Origin of the sequence: Gordonia sp. HS-NH1 (assembly GCF_001418765.1) — a bacterium.
GTDB lineage: Bacteria > Actinomycetota > Actinomycetes > Mycobacteriales > Mycobacteriaceae > Gordonia.
Window position 1 is genome coordinate 21,656 of sequence record NZ_LIYC01000032.1, and the last position, 24,280, is coordinate 45,935.

At 69.8% G+C, this 24,280-nt stretch carries 19 protein-coding genes and 1 other RNA gene; 9 read left to right on the plus strand and 11 right to left on the minus strand.

Going from position 1 to position 24,280, the window contains the following annotated elements; translation table 11 throughout:
- Positions 1–13 precede the first annotated feature (13 nt).
- Both AMD30_RS18350 and glnA read right to left on the minus strand, forming a co-directional pair.
- Positions 14–3,064 (minus strand): bifunctional [glutamine synthetase] adenylyltransferase/[glutamine synthetase]-adenylyl-L-tyrosine phosphorylase, encoded by a 3,051-nt coding sequence (locus tag AMD30_RS18350; protein ID WP_084817313.1) that lies wholly within the window; start codon positions 3,062–3,064, stop codon positions 14–16.
- Between the two features lie 66 nt (positions 3,065–3,130).
- A complete protein-coding gene (gene glnA / locus AMD30_RS18355) occupies positions 3,131–4,471 on the minus strand; it encodes a type I glutamate--ammonia ligase (protein WP_010841147.1) in 1,341 nt (446 codons plus the stop codon).
- Positions 4,472–4,797: 326 nt separating this feature from the next.
- Between glnA and panB the strand changes: the two genes are divergently transcribed.
- The 3 genes from panB to AMD30_RS18370 all read left to right on the plus strand — a co-directional run bounded on the left by panB (position 4,798) and on the right by AMD30_RS18370 (position 8,212).
- Positions 4,798–5,643 carry a 3-methyl-2-oxobutanoate hydroxymethyltransferase gene (panB, locus tag AMD30_RS18360; RefSeq protein WP_055476622.1) on the plus strand — a complete coding sequence of 282 codons (846 nt, stop codon included), beginning with the start codon at positions 4,798–4,800 and terminating at the stop codon, positions 5,641–5,643.
- Between the two features lie 23 nt (positions 5,644–5,666).
- Positions 5,667–6,650, plus strand: coding sequence for a prolyl aminopeptidase (gene pip, locus AMD30_RS18365; RefSeq protein ID WP_055476602.1), 984 nt, complete (start codon positions 5,667–5,669; stop codon positions 6,648–6,650).
- 68 nt (positions 6,651–6,718) lie between these two features.
- A complete protein-coding gene (locus AMD30_RS18370) occupies positions 6,719–8,212 on the plus strand; it encodes a CYTH and CHAD domain-containing protein (protein WP_010841150.1) in 1,494 nt (497 codons plus the stop codon).
- A gap of 23 nt (positions 8,213–8,235) precedes the next feature.
- Here the strand turns inward: AMD30_RS18370 and AMD30_RS18375 are convergent, their stop codons facing one another.
- The 6 genes from AMD30_RS18375 to cobC form a co-directional block, all read right to left on the minus strand.
- Complete coding sequence (locus AMD30_RS18375; protein WP_055476603.1) at positions 8,236–9,684, minus strand: RNB domain-containing ribonuclease; 1,449 nt, start codon at positions 9,682–9,684, stop codon at positions 8,236–8,238.
- Positions 9,685–9,765: 81 nt separating this feature from the next.
- Positions 9,766–10,181, minus strand: an RNA gene (gene rnpB / locus AMD30_RS18490) — RNase P RNA component class A.
- 70 nt (positions 10,182–10,251) lie between these two features.
- Positions 10,252–10,944: a histidine phosphatase family protein gene (locus tag AMD30_RS18380; RefSeq protein ID WP_055476604.1), complete on the minus strand. Its 693-nt coding sequence runs from the start codon at positions 10,942–10,944 to the stop codon at positions 10,252–10,254.
- Positions 10,945–10,948: 4 nt separating this feature from the next.
- Positions 10,949–11,686, minus strand: coding sequence for a zinc ribbon domain-containing protein (locus tag AMD30_RS18385; RefSeq protein WP_010841153.1), 738 nt, complete (start codon positions 11,684–11,686; stop codon positions 10,949–10,951).
- An 80-nt stretch (positions 11,687–11,766) separates the two neighbouring features.
- Positions 11,767–12,909 carry a Nif3-like dinuclear metal center hexameric protein gene (locus tag AMD30_RS18390; RefSeq protein ID WP_055476605.1) on the minus strand — a complete coding sequence of 381 codons (1,143 nt, stop codon included), beginning with the start codon at positions 12,907–12,909 and terminating at the stop codon, positions 11,767–11,769.
- Positions 12,887–14,092: an Rv2231c family pyridoxal phosphate-dependent protein CobC gene (cobC, locus tag AMD30_RS18395; protein ID WP_055476606.1), complete on the minus strand. Its 1,206-nt coding sequence runs from the start codon at positions 14,090–14,092 to the stop codon at positions 12,887–12,889. Before cobC ends, AMD30_RS18390 begins: the two co-directional genes overlap by 23 nt.
- A 30-nt stretch (positions 14,093–14,122) precedes the next feature.
- On the opposite strand from cobC, the gene AMD30_RS18400 reads away from it, so the two are divergent.
- Complete coding sequence (locus AMD30_RS18400; RefSeq protein ID WP_055476623.1) at positions 14,123–14,809, plus strand: HAD hydrolase-like protein; 687 nt, start codon at positions 14,123–14,125, stop codon at positions 14,807–14,809.
- Between the two features lie 48 nt (positions 14,810–14,857).
- A complete protein-coding gene (locus AMD30_RS18405) occupies positions 14,858–15,337 on the plus strand; it encodes a low molecular weight protein-tyrosine-phosphatase (protein ID WP_010841157.1) in 480 nt (159 codons plus the stop codon).
- Positions 15,338–15,451: 114 nt separating this feature from the next.
- On the opposite strand, the gene AMD30_RS18410 is transcribed toward AMD30_RS18405, so the two are convergent.
- Positions 15,452–16,456, minus strand: coding sequence for a zinc-binding metallopeptidase family protein (locus AMD30_RS18410; RefSeq protein WP_055476607.1), 1,005 nt, complete (start codon positions 16,454–16,456; stop codon positions 15,452–15,454).
- Positions 16,457–16,491: 35 nt separating this feature from the next.
- On the opposite strand from AMD30_RS18410, the gene AMD30_RS18415 reads away from it, so the two are divergent.
- The gene (locus AMD30_RS18415; protein ID WP_197282807.1) at positions 16,492–17,487 is read left to right on the plus strand and encodes an SURF1 family cytochrome oxidase biogenesis protein; all 996 of its coding nucleotides are present in this window, start codon (positions 16,492–16,494) and stop codon (positions 17,485–17,487) included.
- Here the strand turns inward: AMD30_RS18415 and AMD30_RS18420 are convergent.
- Complete coding sequence (locus AMD30_RS18420) at positions 17,465–18,502, minus strand: cobalamin biosynthesis protein (RefSeq protein WP_055476608.1); 1,038 nt, start codon at positions 18,500–18,502, stop codon at positions 17,465–17,467. The two genes, AMD30_RS18415 and AMD30_RS18420, sit on opposite strands and share 23 nt — an antisense overlap.
- Before the next feature lie 119 nt (positions 18,503–18,621).
- Between AMD30_RS18420 and AMD30_RS18425 the strand changes: the two genes are divergently transcribed.
- On the plus strand, positions 18,622–19,431 hold the full coding sequence (locus AMD30_RS18425) for a spermidine synthase (RefSeq protein WP_055476609.1): 810 nt from the start codon (positions 18,622–18,624) through the stop codon (positions 19,429–19,431).
- 132 nt (positions 19,432–19,563) lie between these two features.
- Positions 19,564–21,552 carry a protein kinase domain-containing protein gene (locus AMD30_RS18430; RefSeq protein ID WP_055476610.1) on the plus strand — a complete coding sequence of 663 codons (1,989 nt, stop codon included), beginning with the start codon at positions 19,564–19,566 and terminating at the stop codon, positions 21,550–21,552.
- Positions 21,553–21,669: 117 nt separating this feature from the next.
- On the opposite strand, the gene AMD30_RS18435 is transcribed toward AMD30_RS18430, so the two are convergent.
- Positions 21,670–22,494 (minus strand): maleylpyruvate isomerase family mycothiol-dependent enzyme, encoded by an 825-nt coding sequence (locus AMD30_RS18435; protein ID WP_055476611.1) that lies wholly within the window; start codon positions 22,492–22,494, stop codon positions 21,670–21,672.
- A 157-nt stretch (positions 22,495–22,651) separates the two neighbouring features.
- Here AMD30_RS18435 and AMD30_RS18440 point away from each other — a divergent pair, with 157 nt between their 5' ends.
- Positions 22,652–24,217: a serine/threonine-protein kinase gene (locus AMD30_RS18440; protein ID WP_055476612.1), complete on the plus strand. Its 1,566-nt coding sequence runs from the start codon at positions 22,652–22,654 to the stop codon at positions 24,215–24,217.
- Positions 24,218–24,280: the final 63 nt, after the last annotated feature.

Genomic DNA, 24,280 nt, shown 5'->3' on the forward strand with positions numbered 1-24,280 from the left:
TCGCGTCGGCGCGTCAGGCCCCGAAGACCTTGAGCACCACGGCCTTGGCCCGGCGCGTGACCCGTAGATAATTCTCCAGGAATTCGTTGGCCTGGTCTTCCGGCCATCCGGCGGCGAAGGCGATCTGACGCAGCTGTGCGCCCGGTCCGGGGAGTTGGTCGATCGGCTTGCCACGGACCAGGACCAGCGCGTTGCGCGCCTTCGTCGCGGTCGTCCAGGCGTCCTTGAGCAGCGCGACGTCGTTCTCCGACAACAGCTCCGCGGCGCCGATGGCGTCCAGCGAGTCGAGGGTCGACGTGTTGTGCAGGCTGCGGTAGCGGTGCGCGTACTTGAGCTGGAGCAGCTGCACGGTCCACTCGATGTCGGCGAGGCCGCCGCGTCCGAGTTTCGTGTGGGTGGCCGGATCGGCACCGCGCGGCAGACGTTCGGCGTCCACCCGGGCCTTGATCCGGCGGATCTCCTTGACGGCGTCGTTGCTGACCCCGCCGGCCGGATAGCGGACGTGATCGATCATGTGCAGGAAGTCGATGCCGAGCGCCTCGTCGCCGGCGACCTGATGCGCGCGGAGCAGCGCCTGGACCTCCCACGGCTGGGCCCACTGCGCGTAGTACGCGGCATACGACGCGAGGGTCCGCACGATGGGACCGTTCCGGCCCTCCGGGCGCAGACCCGTGTCGACCTCCAACGGCGGATCCGCACTGGGACTGCCCAGCATCGACCGCACGTTCTCCGCGATCGTCTGCGCCCACTTGAGCGCCTCGGACTCCTCGGCGTCCCGATCGGGCTGGCACACGAACATCACGTCGGCGTCCGAACCGTAGCCCAGCTCACCGCCGCCCAGCCGGCCCATGCCGATCACCGCGATGCGGGCCGGCGCCCGGCTCCCCCGCTCGCGTTCGGAGATGTCGATAGCCACGGTGAGCGCGGCGTTGAGCACAGCCGCCCAGACACTCGACAGCGCGTTGCAGACGGCGGGCACGTCGAGAAGCCCCAGGACGTCGGCCGAAGCGATGCGGACCAGCTCGGCCCGTCGGTGCGACCGGGCCACGGCCACCGCGCGTTTCATGTCCTGCTGGCGGACGGTCGACGCGATGAGGCCCCTGGCGACGTCCTCGGGTCGTACGTTGCACAGCTTGGGCCCGTCGGGCCCGTCGGAGTACTGGTGGATCACCTCGGGCGAGCGCATCAGCATGTTCGCGATGTACTCCGACGTCCCGAGCACCTTCATCAGCCGCGCCGCGACGACGCCGTCGTCGCGCAAGAGCCGCAGGAACCAGTCGGTGTCCTCCATGACCTCGCACAACCGGCGGTAGTTCAGCAGACCCGCGTCGGGATCGGGGGTGTCCCCGATGTGCTCGAGCAGCTGGGGCAGGATGAGGAGCTGGATCTGGCCACGCCGCCCCGGCGCGTTCGACAGCGCGCGGATGTGACTCAGCGCGCGTTCGGGCTTCGCGTAACCCAGTGCGGCCAGCCGTCTCTCGGCCGAGGTGTCGGTCAGGGTCAGCTCGTCGGTCTTGAAGCGTGTGACCGCTTCGAGCAGCGGCCGGTAGAACAGCTTCTGGTGCAGGCGCCGGACCCGCAGGCTCTGGTGGCGGATCTGTTCGCGCAGCACCCCGGTCGCGTCGAGTTCGCCCTCGCGCCGGATGTGGGCGGCGCGCGCGAGCCAGCGGAGGGCCTCGTGGTCGTCGGGCTGGGGCAGGAGGTGGGTCCGGGACATCCGCTGCAGCTGCAGGCGATGCTCCAGCAGACGCAGGAATTGGTACGACGCACTGAGATTCGCGGCGTCGTCGCGTCCGACATAACCGCCCGCGGTGAGCGCGGCCAGTGCGTCGACGGTCGGCATCACTCGCAGGTTCTCGTCGACCCGGCCGTGCACCATCTGCAGGAGCTGGACCGCGAATTCGACGTCGCGCAGACTGCCGCGTCCCAGTTTGAGGTTGCGTTCCCGCTCGGCCTCGGGCACCAGCGATTCGACCCGGCGTCGCATCTTCTGCACCTCGGGGACGAAGTCGGGTCGCTCGGCGGCCTTCCACACCATCGGTTTGACGGCGGCGATGTAGTCGTCGGCGAGTTGCATGTCGCCGGTCATCGCCCGTGCCTTCAGGAGCGCCTGGAACTCCCAGGTCTTGGCCCAGCGCTCGTAGTAGGCGACATGCGATTCGAGGGTCCGCGTCAGCGCGCCGGACTTCCCCTCGGGCCGCAGCGCGGCGTCGACCTCGAAGAAGGCGAGTGAGCCGATGCGCATCATCTCGCCGGCGATGCGCGCCGCGGTGCCGTCGGCCGGGTCACTGACGAAGATGACGTCGACATCGCTGACGTAGTTGAGTTCGCGCGCACCGCATTTGCCCATCGCGACGACGGCGAGGCGAACCGAGATCGGCTTGTCCCCGCACACCTCCGCGAAGGCGACGGCCAGTGCCGCGGTGAGGGCGGCGTCGGCCAGGTCGGACAGGTACGCCCCGACCTCGGGCAGCCACATCACCGGCTCGTCCTCGACGGTCGAGGCGACGTCGTGTGCGGCGAGCTGCAGGATCAGGTTTCGGTAGGCCAGACGCAGCGACACCACGGCCTTCGGGCCGGTGAGCCGGGCCCGGTACACCCGATTGCCCTTCTCGATCTCACCCGGCACGGGCTGCGCATCGACCGAGGCGAGCATCAGCCGGTCGACCTCGGCGCGGTCGGGCAACTCGTCGGGGACCAGCAGCCGCCAGCTCGACGGTTCGGCGACGAGGTGATCGGCGAGTGCGTCGGAGGAACCGATGACCGCGAACAGGCGCCCGCGAAACGAGCGTTGTGCGCGGACCAGGGCGTCGATCTCGGACCACTCGTCGCCGACCGCACCGCGCAGCCGGACGAGGGTTCGCAGCGCGAGGTCGGCATCGGGAGATCGCGACAGCGCCCACAACACGTCGACCGATTCGGGCGTGTTCCAGCCGAGATCGGCCAGGTTCCGGGGTGCGGAGTCGTCGAGGAGACCCAGGCGGCCCGCGCTGGGGACCGTGCTGCGTCCGGCTCGCCCAGGGAGTCCGGACCGTGCCGGGGGTGGTCCCGATCGTGTTGTCACATCACAAAAGTAGCGACCGGGTCCGCCGAATACGACATCGCGGTCCCGGACCGGGCCGCAGCACCCCTACAGCGGCAGGTAGTTCTTCAGCTCGAACGGTGTCACGAGGCTGCGGTAGTTGGTCCATTCCGTCCACTTGTTGCGGAGGAAGTAGTCGAAGACGTGCTCGCCGAGTGCTTCGGCGACCAGCTCCGAGTTCTCCATCTCCTTCAACGCGTCGGCCAGGCTTCCGGGGAGTTCCTTGTAGCCCATCGCGCGACGCTCGGCCGAGGTGAGGGCCCAGACGTCGTCCTCGGCCTCGTCGGGCAGCTCGTAGTCCTCGTTGATGCCCTTGAGTCCGGCGGCCAGCAGGACCGCGAAGGTCAGATACGGGTTGCAGGCGGAGTCGGGGCTGCGGACCTCGACGCGCCGCGAGGACGCCTTGTTCGGCGTGTAGAGCGGGAGACGGATCAGCGCGGACCGGTTCGCGCCACCCCAGGTCGCCGCGGTGGGCGCCTCACCCCCGTGGATGAGCCGCTTGTAGCTGTTGACCCACTGATTGGTGACGGCGCTGATCTCCGAGGCGTGGTGCAGGATGCCGGCGATGAACTTCTTGCCGGTGACGGAGAGCTGCATCGGGTCGTCGGGGTTGTGGAAGGCGTTGATGTCGCCCTCGAAGAGGCTCAGGTGGGTGTGCATCGCCGACCCGGGATGCTCGCTGAACGGCTTGGGCATGAAGGTCGCCCAGACGCCCTCGTTGATCGCGACCTCCTTGATGAGGTAGCGGAACGTCATGACGTTGTCGGCCATCGACAGGGCGTCGGCGTAGCGCAGGTCGATCTCCTGCTGCCCCGGAGCGCCCTCGTGGTGGGAGAACTCGACCGAGATGCCCATCGACTCGAGCGCCTCGATCGCGTGCCGCCGGAAGTTCGGCGCGGCGTCGTGGACGGCCTGGTCGAAGTAGCCGCCCGAGTCCGCCGGGGTCGGCACCGACCCGTCGAGAGGGGCCTCCTTCAGCAGGAAGAACTCGATCTCGGGATGGACGTAGCAACTGAAGCCGAGGTCGGCGGCCTTGTTCAGCTGCCGGCGCAGGACGTGACGCGAGTCGGCCCAGCTGGGGGTGCCGTCGGGCATCGCGATGTCGCAGAACATGCGTGCCGAGTGGTGCCGGCCGGCCGAGGTGGTCCACGGCAGCACCTGGAAGGTCGACGGATCGGGTTTGGCGACGGTGTCGGCCTCCGAGACCCGGGAGAAGCCCTCGATGGCCGAGCCGTCGAAGCCGATCCCCTCGGCGAACGCGCCTTCGAGTTCGGCGGGGGCGATCGCCACGGACTTCAGATAACCGAGGACGTCGGTGAACCACAGACGGACGAAACGGATGTCGCGCTCTTCGAGGGTCCGCAGCACGAATTCCTTTTGGCGATCCATGGTCGCCGACCTTAGAAGTACGCTGTTAAATCCGTGTTACACGCGCGAATCCAACTCGCTGTGCAGCGGCTTTGCCGACGCCATCCCACATGATGAGACGGCTGGCCGGTCACCTGGGATCCGGCACGGCACAGTCGTACCGCCGGCTCGGTGTCCAGAGTCGCATACGCCGAAAGTCGAGACGCTCGTACGTGTGACCAATCGCATAGAGACGACCGGTCACAACGGGCCGCGCCGGTGAAACAATGGCCTACGTCCGTGTTCAACCCGGGTACCCGCCGCGCCGATCTCCGGCCAGTCGGGACTCGAGGCAGAAAGAGACAATGATGTCCGATTCCTCGGTCTATGGTGCGCCCGCCTCCGGCCAGTCCGCCAAGCGTCGCGTGACCCGCATCCACCACCTGGCCCAGATGAAGGCCGAAGGCGAGAAGTGGTCGATGCTCACCGCGTACGACTACTCCTCCGCCCGCATCTTCGATGCCGCCGAGATCCCCGTGCTCCTCGTCGGCGACTCCGCGGCCAACGTCGTCCTGGGCTACGACACCACGATCCCGATCACCGTCGACGAGATGATCCCGCTGATCCGCGGCGTCGTACGCGGCGCACCGCACGCACTCGTCGTCGCCGACATGCCGTTCGGCAGCTACGAGATGGGTCCGCAGCACGCCCTCGAAAACGCGTTCCGCATCTTCAAGGAGACCGGCGCACACGCGGTGAAGCTCGAGGGCGGCGAGCGTGTGGCACCCCAGATCGCCGCGTTGACCGCCGCCGGGATCCCGGTCATGGCGCACATCGGTTTCACCCCGCAGAGTGTCAACGGGCTCGGCGGATTCCGCGTCCAGGGCCGCGGGGACGGCGCCGATCAGCTCATCGCCGACGCCATCGCCGTCCAGGAGGCGGGTGCGTTCGCCGTGGTGATGGAGATGGTCCCGGCCGACCTCGCCGGACAGATCACCCGCAAGCTCACCATCCCCACCGTGGGGATCGGCGCGGGCAACGAGACCGACGCCCAGGTCCTGGTGTGGCAGGACATGGCCGGCCTCACCCACGGCAAGACCGCCCGATTCGTCAAGCGCTTCGCCGATGTCGGTGGCGAGTTGCGTTCGGCCGCCGAGCAATACGCCGACGAGGTACGCCGCGGGGTGTTCCCGGGTCCCGAGCACAGCTACTGATCGGGACGCCTACGCTGGCGTCCATGCGGAACTTCTACCCGGAGATCGAGCCCTACGCCGCCGGTCACCTCGACGTCGGCGACGGCCAGCAGATCTACTGGGAGACGTCGGGCAACCCGGACGGGAAACCCGCCGTCTTCGTGCACGGCGGGCCCGGTGGCGGAACCGCCCCCGCGCAACGCAGGTTCTTCGACCCGGCGAAGTACCGGATCGTGCTGTTCGACCAGCGCGGCTGCGGACAGTCGCGGCCCCACATCGCCGACGGCGCCGACCTGACGGTCAACACGACGCCGCACCTGATCGCCGACATGGAACGGCTCCGCACCCATCTCGGGATCGAGCGCTGGCAGGTCTTCGGCGGATCGTGGGGCTCGACGCTCGGACTGGCCTACGCGCAGACACATCCCGAGCGCGTCACCGAACTCGTGCTGCGCGGCATCTTCCTCCTGCGGCGCAGCGAGATCGACTGGTACTACAACGGCGGGGCCGCACACATCTACCCCGACCTGTGGGAGAGCTACCTCGAACCCATACCGGTCGACGAGCGCGACGGCGACCTGGTCGAGGCGTACCACCGGCTGCTCACCTCCGGCGATGCCGCGACCGCCCGCGCCGCGGCCCGCGCCTGGACTGGCTGGGAGCAGGCGACGAGCTACCTCCTCCCCCGCCCCGACGAGGGTTCGGACGGTTCCTCGGGAGACGACGCCGAGACCGGGGACACCGGCCGCTTCGACCTCGCGTTCGCGTCGATCGAGAACCACTACTTCGTCAACCACGGATTCCTTCGCGACGGCCAGCTCCTCGACGACATCGACCGGATCGCCTCCATCCCCGGCGTCATCGTCCAGGGCCGGTACGACGTGGTGTGCCCGGCGCGCAGCGCGTGGGACCTGCACCGGGCGTGGCCGGCCGCCGATCTGCACATCGTCGCCGACGCCGGACACGCGTCCTATGAACCGGGTATCCGCCATCACCTCATCGAGGCGACCGACCGCTTCGCGCGGTAGCCGACGCCGACGGTCGGCCGAGGTCACTAGACTCGACGGACAGCCGTCGACGACTTCAGGAGGAACAGGTGGCCGCATCCGAGCAGGTCGAGGTGGAGCTCAAGTTCGATGTGGACGCCGGCCACGCGGCCCCCGACCTGCGGGCGCTGCCGGGCGTCGTCTCGGCGACGACCCCCGAGACCTTTTCCCTCGACGCCACCTACTTCGACACCGAGAATCTCGATCTCGCCGGTAACAAGATCACCATGCGCCGGCGTACCGGCGGGACCGACGAGGGCTGGCACCTCAAGCGCCCCACCGACATTCCCGGGGCACGGCGCGAATTGCAGGTGGGTTTCGACGAGGCGCCCGCGGACGGTGAGGTTCCCGAGGCGCTGTCGGGCCCGGTCCTGGCCCACATCCGCGCGCGAACGCTGATCCCGGTCGCGGTGATCTCGACGACGCGCACGGTGACCCGGCTGCTGGGTGCCGACGACGAGCCGCTCGCCGAGCTCGCCGAGGATCTGGTGACCGCGCAGTCGCTCCTGCCGGGTGGCCACTGCCAGCAGTGGGCGGAGTGGGAGTTCGAACTGCTCTCCGGCGGCACGCCCAAGCTGCTCAAGGCGGCCGACAAGGCGCTGCGCGCCGGCGGCGGTCGTGAGGCGTCGAGCGCGTCGAAGCTCGCCCGGGCGATCGGCGCGACACCGACCGTGCACGAGCCGCGACTCTCCAAGCGGCCCACCGCACTCGAACTCGTCGTGACCGACATCGCGCTCCACCGCAATTCACTGGTCGCCTACGACCCGCTGGTGCGCGTCGACGCCCCCGACGCGGTGCACCAGATGCGCGTGGCGTGCCGACGCCTGCGCAGCGTGTTGTCGGGCTTCCCCACCGTCCTCGACGCCGAGCGCACCGCACACGTCGGCGCCGAACTGAAGCTGCTCGCCCAGATCCTGGGTGACGCGCGCGATTCGGAGGTGCAGCTGGAGTTGAGCGAGTCGCTGCTGCGTGGCGAGAACGCCTCGCCCGAACTGCTCGCCGAGCTCGCCGGCACCGAGGTCACCGCGCACGACCGGGCACTTCGCGCGGCGCACGCCGCCATGTCGTCGAAGAGGTACTTCACCCTGCTCGACAGCATCGACGGCCTGATCGCCTCGCCCCCTCCGGGTCCCGACGCCGACCTACCGGCGACTACGGTCGTCGACAAGGCGATCGCCCGCAGCCGCAAGCACATTCATCGGGCGCAGGCCCGCCTCGCCGGGTTCACCGAGGGTTCCGACGAATGGGAAGAGCAGCTGCACACCATCCGCAAGCGGGCGAAGCGGCTGCGCTACAGCATCGACGCGACCGAACCGCTCGGCAAGAAGAAGTACCGCGAGGTCGGCTCGGCGGCCAAGAAGATCCAGTCCGCCCTGGGGGATTTCAACGACACCCGGATCAATCGGACGCGACTCGCGGAGATCGCAGCGGCCGGAAACCTCGGTGGCCCGGACATGTTCGTCCTCGGCCGGATCGACGCCCGGCTCGAGGCCGACGGACACCGTGCGATCGCCGCGTACCGTCGGGTCGCGAAGGAACTCTGACCCGCCGGCGCAGCCACGACAGGTCAGACCCGGCGGAACTCCACCGTCCGGCTGACCTCGTCGGCCTTGACGAGTTCCACGACGACGCGGTCGCCGGGCCGGAGATCACCCGCGCACCGCGCCACGACCGGTGGATCGGCCAGAAAGATCTGGGCCGGCCGTCGCTCGGTGGCGCCGGACATCACCACCGCCTCGAAGCGCTCACCCACCCGTTCCCGGAGGATGACGGCCTCGGCGAGGTCGATGCTCGCCCGGTCCGCGGTGGCGCCGAGCGTGTCGGCGGACCGCAAGATCTTGGGAAGTGTCGGCAACGCACGCTGCACCCAGTCCGGTACCGGCGTACCAGCGGTGACCGCCAGGCACACCTCGGTGGCGAACCGGTCGCCCAGGCGACGCAGGGGCGCGGTGACATGTGCGTAGAGACCACCGATGGCCGAATGCCGCATGAGTGCGTCGTCGACGCGATCGGCTTCACCGGCCCCGGTGAGCGCGAGATAATTGGCGCCCCGCATCAGGCCCCCGGCGGCCGACTGCAGGGCCAGCGTGCTCGGCTCGTCACCCGGCAGACCCGCCAGGAACCGTCCCACCGACAGTCCGTGCGGCCAGTGCACGCCGAGCGCCCGGGTGGCGGCGCGCAGGTCCTCGACCGCGTCGTCCTCGGCCGGCGGCAGTGTGCGCAGCAGCCCCACACCGGCCTCGGCCATCAGCGTGCCCGCGCACATCCCGGCCAGCAGCGACACCTGCGCGTTCCACATGTCGGCGGGTGTGTGCGCCTCGAGATCGAGCCGCCACCCGTCGTCGGTGCGGGTGACCGTCTGATCGGGCAGGTCGAGTTCGACCGCGCCCCGCTCCAGCGCGACCTCGTGCCGGAGTTCGCCGAACGCGGGCAGAGCCGCGATGGACGGATGCAACCGGCCTGCGGTCGTCTCGGCCGAGACGCCGGCGTAGTCGAGGCGCGCGACGGACCGGATTCGGGATCGTCGCACCCGCACATCGGCCACCGATCCGTCTCCGTCCACCCGGATCGTCCACAGCACACACAGCCTGACCTGTTCGGGCAGAAGAGAACCCACGCCCTCGGACAGTTCGCGAGGATGCAGCGGGACCGAGCCGTCCGGAAAGTACACGGTGGTGCCGCGTCGTCGGCTCTCCTGGTCGAGGGCGCCCTCCGGGGTGACCAGGGCCGCGACGTCGGCGATCGCGTAGTCGACGACGAACCCGCCCCCGTCTGCGGTGATGTGCACCGCCTGGTCGAGGTCTCGCGAGGTCGGCGGGTCGATCGTGACGAACGGCAATTCGGTGTGGTCCTCGCGGACATCGGCGTACCGGTCGGCGCCCGCGGCGCCGGACTCGATCAGTTCCGCGGTGGCCCGTGCTTCGGCGAGGGCATCCTCGCCGTACTCCTCGTCGACGCCCAGTTCGGTGCGTATACCGGCGAAGTCGATGTCGGGGGCCGAGAGAATGCGCTTCACTCCCCCAACCCTAGAGAGCACGACGACCCGGGTGGGGCGCGACGCGCGCCGATGGGCACGGCATCGACCGGACGAGAGAGGCGAACGAGTCGGCACGTAAGCCGGATCCTGTACCCGCACGGTCGTGAGACCGATGCGGGTGGCGACCATCCATCTGGGCACACCGTCGCCGGGTACCTCGAGCGGCCCACCCGCGGGCTGGGGCGAGCAGCCCTCGTGACGCCCGCGCACACGCACCGCGAGGTGCGTGCTTCGGCCTTGCTCCGGGTGGGGTTTACCTAGCCGGCACGGTCACCCGTGCCGCTGGTGCGCTCTTACCGCACCGTTTCACCCTTACCTGCCTTGCGGCCGGCGGTCTGTTCTCTGTGGCACTGTCCCGCGGGTCACCCCGGGTTGCCGTTGACAACCACCCTGCTCTGCGGAGTCCGGACTTTCCTCGATGCGCGGCGTGGCGGGAAACCGCCCGTTCCGCGCACCGCGGCCGCCCGGCCGACTCGTTCGCGCACTCAGGATACGCCCGGGACGGTGAGTCGACGGCACCGGTGTTCTGACACCGGACTGCGACGGTCAGACGCGCCAGTGTGCGGCGTCGTTGACGAGCCGGACCACGGACCCGCCGTCGTCGAAGTACTCGGCGATCGACACCGATGCGAGGTCGAGGTGCAGCCGGAACAACAGTTCGGGTCCGACGCCGAGTGCATCCTGCAACATCGTCTTGATGGGGGTGACGTGCGAGACCAGGACCACCGTCTGCCCCGGATACCTGTCCAGCAGTTCGGCTTTCGTCTGCGCGATGCGCTCGGCGACCTGGGCGAAACTCTCCCCACCCGGGGCCGGCACGGTGACGTCGGACAGCCAGGAGCGGTGCAACTCCGGGTCACGCGCGGACGCCTCGGTGAACGTCAGGCCTTCCCAGTCGCCGAAGTCGTTCTCGATCAGCCCGGCGTGTTCGACGACCTCGATCCCGGTCAGCGCGCCGACCTCCTCGGCGGTGGCGCGCGCACGACGCAACGGCGAGGTCACGATCGCGGCGATCCCGTCCTCACGCACGACGCGCTCCGCGGCCGCGCGGGCCTGGCGTCGGCCCTCGTCGGTGAGTTCGGGATTGCCGCGACCGGAGTAGCGTCGTCCGACCGACAGCGCGGTCTGTCCGTGCCGGAGCAGAATGAACCGCGTCGGCTCCCCGCGCCGTCCCTGCCACGACGGCGCCTTCGCCGCCGAATCGCCTTCGGGCACAGACTCTTCGGCCGTTGCCGTCATGGATCTAGATTCCGGACTCGACAGTGCGCACCAGGATCGCGCCGCACTCTTCGCATCGGATGACCTCGTCGGACTGCGCCGCACCGATGGCCGCGATGGTCCCGCGGTCGAGTTCCATCCGGCACGCCCCGCACCGGCGGGCCCGCAACAGGCCTGCACCGATGCGGCCTCCGGCACGCTGCTTCTCGTACACCGCGAGCAGCGGCGGATCGATCTCGGCCTCGAGGGACTCCCGGCGCTCCCGGGCACGCGACAGGTCCTCGTCGATCGACTCCAGCGACCGGTCTCGCCGGACCTGCGCCTCGGCGACCTTCTCCTCGAGGTGGCCGATGGTCGCCGCCGCGCGGGTGCGTTCGGACTCGACGGCCTCCTGCTGCTCCATCAGCGACAGCATCTCGTCCTCCAGCACGGCCCGCCGACGACCCAGCCCGGCGAGCTCGTGTTGCAACTCCGACAAGGCTTTCGGCGCCAGGCCACCGCCGGTCAACAGAGCCGAGTCCTTGGCTTCGCGGTTGGCCATGCCGGTCACCTCGGAGTCGATCCGACGGTACTCGCGGCCCAGGTCCTCCGCGGCGATCTCCGCGCGCACCAGGTCGTCACGCGCGGCGTCGATCGCGGAATTGTGCTCGGCGATCTCGGCGTCCTCCGGCAGGGTCTTGCGGCGATGGACGAGACGGTTGATCTCGGCATCGGAGTCCGCGAGATCGAGCAGCAGTCGCTGCACGGCGGCGTCGACTTTCATTGCGGTCTCCTCTTCGGCGAAAGTCCCCCTACCGTACGCGGGAGGTGCGGGAGAGTCGGCGGCGGCTCGGTGTCGGTGACTCAGCCCGCACTGTGCAGCGCGAACGGATCGGTCGGGGCCTCGAACACACTCACCGGCGTGCCCAATTCGGCCTCCAGAAGTGCCCCGACCTGAGCGCACCACGGGAACTCGGTCGCCCAGTGCCCGGCGTCGACCACTGCCGGCCCGCCGTCGCGGAGGCTCTCGTCGACCGGATGATGACGCAGGTCGGCGGTCAGATAGACGTCGACGCCGAGACCGCGGACACGTCCGAGCAGGGAATCCCCGGCCCCGCCGCACACCGCAACGGTCCGCACCAGCGCATCCGGGTCACCCGCGGCGCGGACGCCGGTCGGAGTGCGCAGCACCCGAGCGGCCCGGTCGACGAAGTCGCGCAAGGTCATCGGTTCCTCGAGCGACCCGACCCGCCCCAGCCCGACGTCGCTGCTGAGGTCGGCCAGCTCGAACACGTCGAAGGCCGGTTCCTCGTAGGGGTGCGCGTTACGCAGGGCGCGCAGGACACCGGCGCGCAGCCCTCGTGCCGCGACCATCTCGACCCGCGCCTCGTCGACATGCGTGCGCATCCCGATCTCGCCGATGGTCGGCGACGCGTCCTCACCGGCCTCGAACTGTCCGGTACCGACGACCGTCCAGGAGCAGTCCCGGTAGTCGCCGATCGCCCCCGCGCCCGCGGCGAACATCGCCTCACTCACCTGCTCGACGTTTCCCTCCGGCACCATGACGACCCATTTGTCCATCGCCGCAATCGGTTTCGGCTCGATGGGGACGGTGCCGCGCAGTCCGAGACGGTCGGCGAGCGCGTCGGAGACGCCGGGCCGCGCACTGTCGGCGTTGGTGTGTGCGCACAGCAGCGCGATCCCGTTGCGGATCAGCCGATGAACGATCCGTCCCTTGGGGGTGTCGGCGGCCACCGACGTGACGCCGCGCAGCAGGAGCGGGTGGTGGGCGACGACGATCCCGGTGCCGGCCTCGACCGCGGCGTCGACCACCGCATCGGTCACGTCCACGCACACCAGCACACCGCGCGCGGAGTCGGCCGGGTCGCCGCACACCAGACCGACCGCGTCCCACGATTCGGCGAGGGCGGGTGGATAGGCACGCTCGACCACGTCGACGACGTCGCCGACCGTCACGGACGGGTCAGCGCGGGGTTCCGACTTCACGGTCGATCTCCTCTCGTACCAGCTCGATCGCGCGCGTGAGCGCCCGAACCTGCGGAAGCCGACGGACGGCGAGACGAAGGTGCGAATCACCGAGACCGACGAAGTTGGCGCAGCTGCGCACCGCGAAACCGTGGCGGATCAGACGATGTTTCACCTCGGTGGCGTCGCGCATCTCGACCAGGACGAACGGCGCCGCGGGCTCGGCCGCCACGCGGAGCCCGACGCGCGTGAGTTCACCCACCATGTCGGCGCGCTCCTCGGCGACCGCCCGTGCGGTCTCGGCGCAGTATCGCTGTCCCTGCTCCTCGACGCACGCGGTCAGCGCGGCGAGCGCCGGGGTCGACACCGCCCACGGTCGGCGCCCGGCGCGCAGCCGGTCGAGCAGGCCGACCGGTCCGAGGAGGTAGCCCGCACGCAGGCCGGCCAGTCCGAATGTTTTTGTCACGCTTCGGATCACGAGTAGATCAGGCCAGTCGGCGGATGCGAGGGACTGCGGTTCGGGCATCCCGTCGGCGCCCAGCGTGAGGTCGGCGAAGGCCTCGTCGACGACGATGATCCGGCCCGGGCGGCGCAAAGCGGCAACGGCCTCGACCGGATGCAGCACCGAGGTCGGATTCGTGGGGTTGCCCAGGATCACCAGGTCGGCATCGTCCGGCACGGTCGCGGCAGTCCCGATCCCGTCCGGTGCGGGCAGGTGCCAGGGTTCGGTCAGCACCACCTGCGAGATCGGGATGCCGGCGGCTCGCAGCACGATCTCCGGTTCGGTGAACGACGGCTGGATCAGCGCCGCATGCCGAGACCCCAGCCGCGGCAGCATCTCGAATCCGTCGGCGGCTCCGGAGAGCAGCAGCACCTCCTCGGGGCGGCGGTCGTGTGCCGCGGCGATCGCGTCGACGGCACGTCGCTCCTGCGCTCCGGTCGGATACCGCGCGAGGTCGTCGAGTCCCGACCGGATGGCGTCGAGCACGAATGCGGGCGGCGTACCACGGACATTCACCGCGAAGTCGACGAGTCCCGGGGCGGCGTCCTGGTCACCGTGGCGTTCCGGGTCGGTGAGATCGGCGTGCGGTGGGTGCGTCTGGGTGGGCACCGCACCGGCGTGACCGGCGCGTGTCGGCCCATCGGACGCGGACGGACGCGAGGGCCCGGTCTCGACATCGAGCGCGTCGTACCCAGCTGTCATGTGTTCAGACCTTACGTGCACGATGGAGAGGTGACGACGACGCCGGATCCACGCCACCCCGAGACCGTCCTACTCGTCGACCTCGACGGCACGGTGACCGACAGTTTCGCAGGAATCGAGAACAGCTTTCGGCACGCGCTCGCCACGGTCGGAGCACCCGAGCCCGACCCGCGCCTCGTGGCCGGGATCGCCGGCCCGCCGATGATCGACACGCTCAATGCGCTGGGGCTCTCGTCCGAGGTGGCCGACAAGGCGATGCGCGCGTACCGAGAGAGATACACCGAGGTCGGCTGGCTGGAGAACTCGGTGTTCGACGGGATGGGCGAATTACTCGCCGATCTGGCCGCCGCGGGCCGCACGTTGGCGATCGCCACGTCGAAGAACCAGACCACCGCGCGCCGGATCCTCGAGCACTTCGGTCTCGCCGACCACTTCCGCTACATCGCCGGTGCCAGCGACGACGGCACCCGCCGCGAGAAATCGGATGTGATCGCCTCTGCGCTGGAAGAACTCCGGATACCCACCGACCCACAGACCGGGCACGTCACCGCTCCGGTCGTGATGATCGGCGATCGCAGCCATGATGTGCTGGGCGCAGCGGCATTCGGCATCCCAGCGATTCTCGTGCGTTGGGGTTACGCTCTGGGCGGGGAGGAACAGGGCGCGACCTGGGCAGTCGGGTCCGTGGCCGAACTGCGCGACGTCCTGGGTGCGTGATCCGCACCCCGAATCCCGGCTGACGGCGAATCGACTTGTGAGGTAGCAGTGGCTGACGAACTTCACATCTGCTTCGTGTGCACGGGCAACATCTGCCGGTCACCGATGGCGCAGAACATCTTCCGGACCGCACTCGATGACGCCGGGCTCGGCGGCAAGGTGCGTGTGTCCAGCGGCGGGACGAGCAGCTATCACGTCGGCGAACCGGCCGACAACCGTGCGCGGACCGAGCTGGTCGCGCACGGCTACTCCGACGCCCATGTCGCCGCCCTGCTCGGACCCGAGCATTTCGACGCCGACCTCCTGCTCGCCATGGACGAGGGCCACGTGCGCGAACTCGAACGCAAGCGGCTCGGCGACCGCACACGGCTGCTGCGCTCGTTCGACCCCTCCGCCCCCGCCGACGACCTCGATCTCGCCGACCCGTACTACGGCACCACCGAGGACTTCGTGGTGACGCGCGAACAGATCGAGAGTTCGATGCCGGGTCTCATCGACTGGGTACGCGGCGAACTCGGGGTGTCCTGAGCTCGATCCGCACGACACGCGCTGGGCCTGACGGGCGAACGGTGCGCCCGCCCTGCTCCCTGAGCTGAGGTGCGAGGAGCAGGGCGTTGTGGTGTTTGGACCGAGATGACAGCCTCAGGCCGCCGGGGCCACCAGGTTGTGCACGAAGCGGATCTTCGTCAGCACCTTCTCGGGCAACACGAACGGATAGAGGTCCGGGTGACCCATCGACCGGTTGATCTGGTTGAGCGCCCACGTCAGCGGTAGCCACTCGTCGAGGAGGCGATCGAAGCCGACATCGCCCGGCGGCACACCCTCGAAAGTCGCTCCGGCGGGCGCCATCGCGAACGCCGCCGCGGTGTCGAGGGTGTCGCGGATGTGCAGGTAGTGCGCGAACGTCTCGGCGAAGTCCTCGGCCGGGTGCATCGTCGCGTAGGACGACACGTAGTCCTGTTGCCAGCCCTCGGGAGCGCCCTCGCTGTAGTGGCGGTCGAGAGCCGCCTGGTAGTCGTCGTCGGGGTTGCCGAACAACTCCTCGAAGCCCGGACGACGGTCGTCGGTGATGAGGACGAGCTGGTAATAGTGACCGATCTCATGCCGGAAGTGCCCGAGGACGGTGCGATACGGCTCGGCGAGTTCGACGCGCATCTGTTCCCGGTGAACGTCGTCGCCCTCGGCGAGGTCGAGCGTGATGACCCCGTTCGCGTGGCCGGTGATCACCGACTGCTGCGCGCTGGAGAGGAGGTCGAAAGCCAGTCCGGACTGCGGGTTCTCATCCCGCGTCTCGATGGGCAGCCCCAACTCGTCGAGCTCCAGGATGAGACGACGCTTGGCGGTCTCGGTCTGGCCGAATATGGGCAGCGCCTCGGTGTCGTCGTCACCGGGCCGGGTGCGGGTGAGTCGGCACGACTCGCACATGGTCGGCTTGCCGGTCCACTTCACCAGCCAGTTGCATTGCGCCACTTTGGTGTTGGCGCAGCGCTCGAGCAGCACGCCGTCCACCTCCGCGCGCGCCTTGTCGTCGAGGACGTGGATCGACCTGGTCTTCAGCCAGAAGCCGAGAGGGCTCCGGCAATTCAGGCACAGGCTGTTCTCGAAGGAGAGACGTTGACCGCAGTTCAAGCAGAGGAAGTCTCGCATTTCGACCAGGCTACCCCGCTCGGTAGCCTGGCGGTGTGCACGTACTGCGAACGATCCTTCGGCCCGGGTGGATTGCCCTCGGTGTCGTGGTCGCTGCGTTCGCGGTGGCCTGCTTCACCCTCCTCGCGCCCTGGCAGCTCGGCAAGAACTCCGACACCGAGCGCCGCAACGACCTGATCCGCACCGCCACGTCGATCGAGACGGCCCCGCTGGCCGAGGTGGCGCCGTCGTCGGCCTTCGTGCCGTCCTCCGAGTGGCGGTCGGTCGCGGTGACCGGTCGTTATCTGACCGACCGGCAGGCCCTCGTCCGGCTCCGCAACATCGACCAGCGTCCCGCGGTGGAAGTACTCACCCCGTTCGCGGTCAGCGGGTCCGATCGGGTGATCCTCGTCAACCGCGGGTACGTCCGACCCGTCGAGGGTGCGGTCCCCGACATCCCCGCGCCGCCGGCCGGCGAACAGACCGTCGACGGCCGGATCCGCGCAGCCGAGAGTGTGAGCACGGATCGCGGCGCCCGCGTCGAGAACGGCGCACTGACCGTCGCGACCATCAACCCCGGCCTGGTGGCCGACGCGACCTCGACGCCGATGGACGACTTCTACCTCCAGCTCTCCCCCGACCAGCCGGGGTCACTCGGTGAGATCTCGCTCCCGCAGCTCGACACCGGTCCGTACCTGTCCTACGGCCTGCAGTGGCTCGCCTTCGGCGTGATGGCGCCCCTCGGCGTCGGATACTTCCTGTTCTCCGAGATCCGCGCCCGACGCCGTGCTGCCGCCGAGGCCTCGGCGTCCGCCACCACGGCCGACGCCACCGCGCCCGGTACCGACTCCGACCCCTCGTCCGCCCCGGCGGCCGCTCCCGGTCCGGCCGCCGAATCGCGCGCTCAGCGCCGCCAGCACCGTCGCGACGAGCTCCGGGCAGCCGCCGGAACCACGATGACCCAGCAGGTCGGCGAGATCGGCCACGGGCCGCGGACCGCCGACGAGTCCCGCGACGTTCGCGACAAACTCACCCGGCGGTACGGCGGCTGAGCCGGCGCAACGCGGCCGTCACCCCCGGTCGCGCCAGGGCGACGGCCGCACAGGTCAGCACGGTGGCCTGCTGCACCCGTCGCGACAGGGCGACCGCGGCGCGGAGATCCGCCGGCCCCGGCGCCGGTCCGGAACCCAGGGTCGGACGCACCTCGACGCCGTGCGGGTACACCGTCCGTCCGCCGAGCTGCACCCCGAGCGCACCCGCGAACCCGGCTTCGACGACGCCGGCATTCGGACTCGGGTGGGCACCGCTGTCGCGACGCCAGGCCGCGATCGTCCGGCGCGGAGCGCCGCCGAGAATCACCAGCAACGAACCCGCCAATCGCGCCGGCAGCAGGTTAGCGAGGTCGTCCAGGCGCGCGGCCGCCCAACCGAAGTTCCGATAACGCCGGTTCCGGTAGCCGACCATCGCATCGAGCGTGTTCACCGCCCGGTACCCGAGCACGCCGGGAACACCGGCAAGCGCCCCCCACACCAGCGGCCCGACCGTCGCGTCCGAGGTGTTCTCCGCGATCGACTCCAGAGCCGCACGGCACAGACCCGCCTCGTCGAGCGACTCCGGGTCCCGGCCGCACAGGCTCGGGATGAGCGCACGCGCGGCGTCGATGTCACCGGCCTCCAACGCGTCCGCGACCGCGTCGCCCACCCGGCACAGCGAGGTGCCACCCAGGGCGACCCACGTCGCCGCGGCGGTCACCGCGACACCGGCGACGCCCGTCGCGCGTCGATCCGGCACCGCCGCCAGGACCACCGTCGACCCCACCATCACCCCGACCAGACCCGCACCCGCTCTCCGCGAATCCCGATAGAGGCGACGCTCGACCGCGCTGGTCAGCCGACCGAACCCGGCCACCGGATGTCCACGGGACGGATCCCCGAACAGACCGTCGAGCACGAAACCGACCAGCATCCCCGTCGCGGTCACCGCACCGCGCCGGCGATCTGGACGCGGGCGATGAACACGCGGTGGTCTGGGCACCGCGCGATGGTATCGACCCGGGCCGGTGCACATTCAGCCCGCTCGCTCCGCTCCGGCGCCACAACGATTCAGCCCGCTCGCTCCGCTCCCGGCGCCGGCATCATCCGGCCCGCTCGCTCCGCTCCCGGCGCCGGCTGGGACACTTGGCCCCCGTGGCCCGGACACACGCACAGCCAACACCCGGTCGGTACGACATCGACACGGGCGTCGCCGAGCTGAGCCCCGACACCATCGCGGGCGGCTGGCTGCTGACGATCAACGGAGCCCACAGCTCACACATCCACCCCGACGACCCCACCGCGCTCGACTTCGAATATCTGCGACAGATGGCCGCCGTCATCGAGGAACGCCACCCCGCCACCGAACGCCTCCGGGTCCTGCACCTCGGCGGTGCGGCGTGCGCACTGGCACGCCACCTCGACAATCGCTACACCGACGCCCGCCAGGTGGCCGTCGAGATCGACGCCGAACTCGCACGCCTCGTACGCGAATGGTTCGACCTACCCCGAGCGCCGAAGCTGCGTATCCGCGTCGGCGACGCGCGCGAGGTCGTCGAGGCACTCCAACCCGGCACGCGCGACGTCGTGGTGCGGGACGCCTTCGCCGGCGATCGCACCCCGCGACATCTGACGACCACCGAGTTCACCAATCACGTCCGCGACGTCCTCACCCCCGGTGGCCTGTACCTCGCCAACTGCGGCGACAGCCGGGACCTCGCCGGTGCTCGCGCCGAGGCCGCGACCGTCGGAGCGGTGTTCGATCACCTCGCGCTCATCGCCGACGCCGCGATGTTCAAGGGTCGACGCACGGGCAACATCGTGATCGCGGGCAGCGATGCCCCGCTCGACCCGTCGGCAACGCTGATCCGCACCCTGCTCAGCGATCCGCTGCCGGCCCAGACCCTCTCCGGAGGTCGAGCGCGGGAGTTCGCCCGCGGCGAGGCGCTCGTCGACGAGGCGTGACGCTCGGCGGCCGTGAGGAACCGCCGGAGCGGGCCGTCCCTCGGAGATCCCGAGCGCCGAGGCGCGCTGCACGTCGATCTCGGTGAATGGATAGGGTTTACTCGATCCCGACGCCGAGGAACCGAGGATGACGTGAGCGATCCATCGTCGCGGGCGGGGACGACGCTGGGCCCGTACCGCATCGACAGACTCCTGGGTCGCGGCGGCATGGGCGAGGTGTACGAGGCCTTCGACACCGTCCGCGAACGCCGGGTCGCATTGAAACTCCTTCCCCCACATCTGGTGCACGACAAGGATTTCCGCGAACGATTCGAGCGCGAGTCGAAGACCGCGGCGAAACTCTCCGACCCGCACGTCATCCCGATCCACGACTGGGGCGAGAAGGACGGCGTCCTGTTCATCGACATGCGACTCGTCGACGGACAAGACCTGCGCGCACTGCTCGCCTCCGGTCCACTGCCCGCCACCCGCGCGATCTCGATCCTCGGTCAGGTCGCGTCCGCGCTGGACGCCGCACACCGCGGCGGCCTCGTCCATCGAGACATCAAGCCCGACAACATCCTCGTCGACTCCGACGACTTCGCCTACCTCGTCGACTTCGGGATCGCGCAGGGAACCACCGACAGCCGGCTCACCCAGAACGGGACGGCGCTCGGGACACTCGCGTACATGGCGCCGGAGCGTTTCGGTGACGATCCCGCCGGGCCGAGCTCGGACAACTACGCACTCGCCTGCGTGCTCTACGAGTGTGTGACAGGTCAGCCGCCGTACCCGGCGAAGACCGACCAGGGTCTGATGGCCGCGCACATCACCAAGGAACCGCCGACGATGGGCGGTCCGCTCGACCCGGTGATCGCACGCGGACTCGCCAAGGACCCCGCCCAGCGCTACCCCACGGCACGCGAACTGATCCGGGCCGCGTCGACCGCGCTCACCGAGCCGCCCGCCCCGTCAGCGCCACCGACGGTGACACCCCGCATCGTGACACCCCCGCCGATGGCCCCGCCAACGATGGCACCGCCGACGTACGCACCGGGCGGGTCCGGCTCGGGCGCACCCGCGACGCCCGGCGGTCCGGTCGCCTCGGATCGGACGATCATCTCGCCCGGCACGCCCCCACCGGGCCCGGCGGGCGCCGCGCGAGGCTTCCTCTCGCCGCCCGGGGGTCCCGGCCCGCAGAGACCCCCCGACCCACCGAGACCATCGGGCCCACAACGACACTCGGGCCCCCAGCAGTTCTCCGGGCCCCAGCCGTTTCCCGGTCCCCAGCAGTTCTCCGGTCCCCAGCGATCCTCTGCCGGCCCGCACTTCTCGGGCCCGAACCCCTATGGCGGTGCGCCGACACCCCCGGCGCACAAGTCGAACACCGGACGGAATGTCGCCATCGCGGTGGGAGTCGGGCTGGTGGTGCTCGTGCTGGCGGTCACCGGGATCGTGGTCGTCCTGGCCGGTTCCGGCGGCGACGACGACACGGCCGCCCCGGGGACGTCGACCAGCGCGATGCCGGCGGGTACCGTGACGTGCGACTACCCCCAGCGCACGGCCGTGGGCGGAATCACCGAGCCCGCACCGGCCGCGACCCAGCCGAACACCGGAACGGTCGAGGCGCAGATCCCCATCGCGGGCCAGGGCACGATCGATCTGACGCTCGACCGCGCGGAGGCGCCCTGCAACGTCGGGGCGGTGGTCTCGTTGATCAAGTCCGGCTTCTACGACAACAGCAAATGTCACCGCGCTTCGCGGCAGTACCTCATCTGCGGTTCCTCCGGCGGCCGGGAGGGAACCAATCCGGGGTGGACCAGCCCGGACGAGCTGCCCGAGAACCTGCCTTCGGCCGGCACCGACGACGACGGGGTACCGCAGGTCACCTATCCGCGCGGCTCCGTCGGCATCCTCGACCTACCCGACGAGGAGGGCGCAACCGGATCGACCACGTTCTTCCTGCTCGCCGACGACACCCGACTCCCCCTGACCTACTCGATCGCCGGCACCATCGACCCGTCCGGGCTGGCCGTCCTCGACAAGGTCCTGGCGGGCGGCTTCACCCCGACCCGCCCCGGTGCCGCATCAGGCCCGCCGAACCAGAACCTGCTGATCCAGAAGGCTACCGTCAGCGAATAACGCGCGAGCACACCGTGATCCGGTTGCGCTTTGTCCCGGATACCGGGACAAAGCGCAACCGGAACTTCGAGACCAGCCGGCTGTTACCGCGGCGTGACGATCTCGACGGACCGCCGATCAGATCACGTAGTTCATCCGACTCAGGATCGCTTGTCCCAGAGCCTGATCGCCGTGCAGTTCCACCGCGGACGGGTCCGCGTCGCGTCGACCACCGGCGAACCGCGCCAAGTTGGTCGCGTCCAACCGGATACGCACATCGGCCGCGTCGTCGCCGCCGTCGAACTCGTCGACGATGCCCGCCCGGTCCCCGACGGCGATCCGTACCGTTCGCGGGGACAGCCCGGTGATGTCGAAGAGCACGGAGCTGCCCCTCGGCGCATCGGCCCGCTTGCCGACGACGAACGGGAGCGACGCAGCGAGCTCGTCCAGTGCGAACGACGCCGGCACCGGATCGACGACCGCGGAACGGTCGGTGCCGTCACGCAGGTCGATCTCGTGCACCCAGCAGTCGAAGATGCGGATCCGCATGAAGCGAGCGTAGGTCTCGGGTCCCGCGGGCGTCATCGCCTCGGCGTCGAAGTCCGCCTGCGACATCGCTTTCAGCGCCGCGGTGCGCACACCGACGATCTCGTCGAGGGCGGCGACCACCTCGGCACGCGGCTTCGGACGGTAGTGGTCGACCCACTTCTCGTTGAATTCGCCGATCGGATTGCGGACGTGATCGAGGGCGCTGACCGTGCGGGTGGCCTCGACATCACGACCCTCGAGCATGCTCTCGGTGCCGACGATGTGGGCGACGATGTCGGCGTTGGTCCAACCGGGCAGGACCGACGGCGCCGACCACGCGTCGTCACCGAGCGCGCGGGCGAGCTCACCGAGCGCACCCCACTGGGCGATCAGCGCCCCGGTCACCTCGCCGATCGGAAGGATCGTCGTCCCCATCGTCACTCCTCGGGTCCGTGCCGGCGAAAACGTCGCCGACGGCTCACTCGGGACAACCGTATCGGGGACCGCTCCGCGGATCCCGGAACCCGCCGAACGGGCGACATCGCGCGGTGTCGGCGTCGGTGAACGACCACGGCCCCCTACGCTTGTCCGCGTGTCAGCATCCCTACGCGCCGGCGACCGGCTCGGTCCCTACCTCATCGAGGGCTTGATCGGCCGGGGCGGAATGGGTGAGGTGTACCGCGCCACCGACACCCGCAAGGATCGGGTCGTCGCCCTGAAACTGCTCGGCCCCCAGGTCGCCGACGATCCCGCCTTCCGCGACCGGTTCCATCGCGAATCACGCGTTGCAGCCCGCCTCAACGATCCACACGTCATACCGATCCACGACTGGGGCGAGATCGACGGGCGGTTGTTCATCGACATGCGACTGGTCGACGGTCGCGACCTGCGCACGCTGCTTGTCCAGGACGGTCCCCTCCCGGCCGAACGCGCGCTTCGGATCGTCGGCCAGATCGGTGACGCCCTCGACGCGGCACATCGTTCCGGGCTGGTCCACCGCGACGTCAAACCCGACAACATCCTCGTCGACGATCGCGACTTCGCGTACCTCGTGGATTTCGGCCTCGCGCAGGCGGACACGGATACCCGGTTCACGAGCACCGGCACCGCAGTCGGTTCGTTCGGGTACATGGCGCCGGAACGCTTCGGCGACGGCGTCGTGGGAGCGCCCGCGGACATCTACGCGCTGGCATGCGTGCTCTTCGAATGCCTCTCCGGCACACACCCGTTCGCCTCGGCGACCACCATCGAGCGGCTCATCGCCGCTCATCTCACCGCCCCGCCGCCGCGGCTCGGCGCGGCCGTCGACGAGGTCATCGCCCGCGGAATGGCGAAAGATCCCGGGCAACGGCAGCATTCGTCTGCCGAATTGGTCGCCGACGCAGGCGCGGCCCTGCGCTCGGAGCCTCTCGGCGGCGCCCCGACGATCATTCCGGGCGGACCCCCGCCCGCCGTGCCCGTCGCTCCGACCGTGTCCACACCCGGTGGACCGCCCGGTCTGGGCACGCCGTGGGATGCCACCAGAGCCGCGGCATGGACCGCACCGCCCCGACGGCGATCACCTCTGATCCCGATCATCGTGGCCACGGTCGTCGTACTGCTGATCTGCGCCGGGATCGTCGCGTGGGCGATCGCCACGACCCAACAGGACCAGCCGGCCGGCACCGCCGGTGATGCCGCGCCGTTGTCGACCACCGCCGACGCCACGCTCCCGTCGACGTCGGCCTCGACTGCAACCGGCCCGAGTCCCGGACCGACATCGGAACCGGGTCCGTCGTCGCAACCCGGCCCCGGGCCATCGGCGGGCGTCCCGCGCACGATCGTCCCCGGCGATCTCGGTCTCACCGTGCCGATGACCCGGCCGGCGTGCGACGGAACGGGAATCGTCGTGGTCGCCAACGCGATCGCACCCGGGAACTACCCCGGCGAGGTGCAGTCCTACCTGAACCGATACCCGGGAGCGAGTTACCTCCGCACCGACCAGTCGTGTCCGTCGCTGAAGCAGGTGAGCGACGTGGGCACCCCGATCTACGCGGTCTACTACGTCGCCGGCCCGACGCTCGACGACATCTGCACGCTGCGCAACCGGATCGGCGGCGCCGCGTATGGCAAATGGCTCGACTACACCACCGACCCGGCATCGCTGATCACCTGCTGACCTTCGGCCGGCCCGGCGTGACGCCGCGCCGAACAAGGACCGAAACTGTCCGCATCATCGGGC

Bases quoted from the DNA above. Each gene is read 5' to 3' on its own strand.
- glnA (WP_010841147.1), bottom strand. From the start codon at position 4,471: ATGGATCGCCAAAAGGAATTCGTGCTGCGGACCCTCGAAGAGCGCGAC.
- panB (WP_055476622.1), top strand. From the start codon at position 4,798: ATGTCCGATTCCTCGGTCTATGGTGCGCCCGCCTCCGGCCAGTCCGCC.
- pip (WP_055476602.1), top strand. From the start codon at position 5,667: ATGCGGAACTTCTACCCGGAGATCGAGCCCTACGCCGCCGGTCACCTC.
- AMD30_RS18380 (WP_055476604.1), bottom strand. From the start codon at position 10,944: ATGACGGCAACGGCCGAAGAGTCTGTGCCCGAAGGCGATTCGGCGGCG.
- AMD30_RS18385 (WP_010841153.1), bottom strand. From the start codon at position 11,686: ATGAAAGTCGACGCCGCCGTGCAGCGACTGCTGCTCGATCTCGCGGAC.
- cobC (WP_055476606.1), bottom strand. From the start codon at position 14,092: ATGACAGCTGGGTACGACGCGCTCGATGTCGAGACCGGGCCCTCGCGT.
- AMD30_RS18410 (WP_055476607.1), bottom strand. From the start codon at position 16,456: ATGCGAGACTTCCTCTGCTTGAACTGCGGTCAACGTCTCTCCTTCGAG.
- AMD30_RS18420 (WP_055476608.1), bottom strand. From the start codon at position 18,502: ATGTGCACCGGCCCGGGTCGATACCATCGCGCGGTGCCCAGACCACCG.
- AMD30_RS18435 (WP_055476611.1), bottom strand. From the start codon at position 22,494: ATGGGGACGACGATCCTTCCGATCGGCGAGGTGACCGGGGCGCTGATC.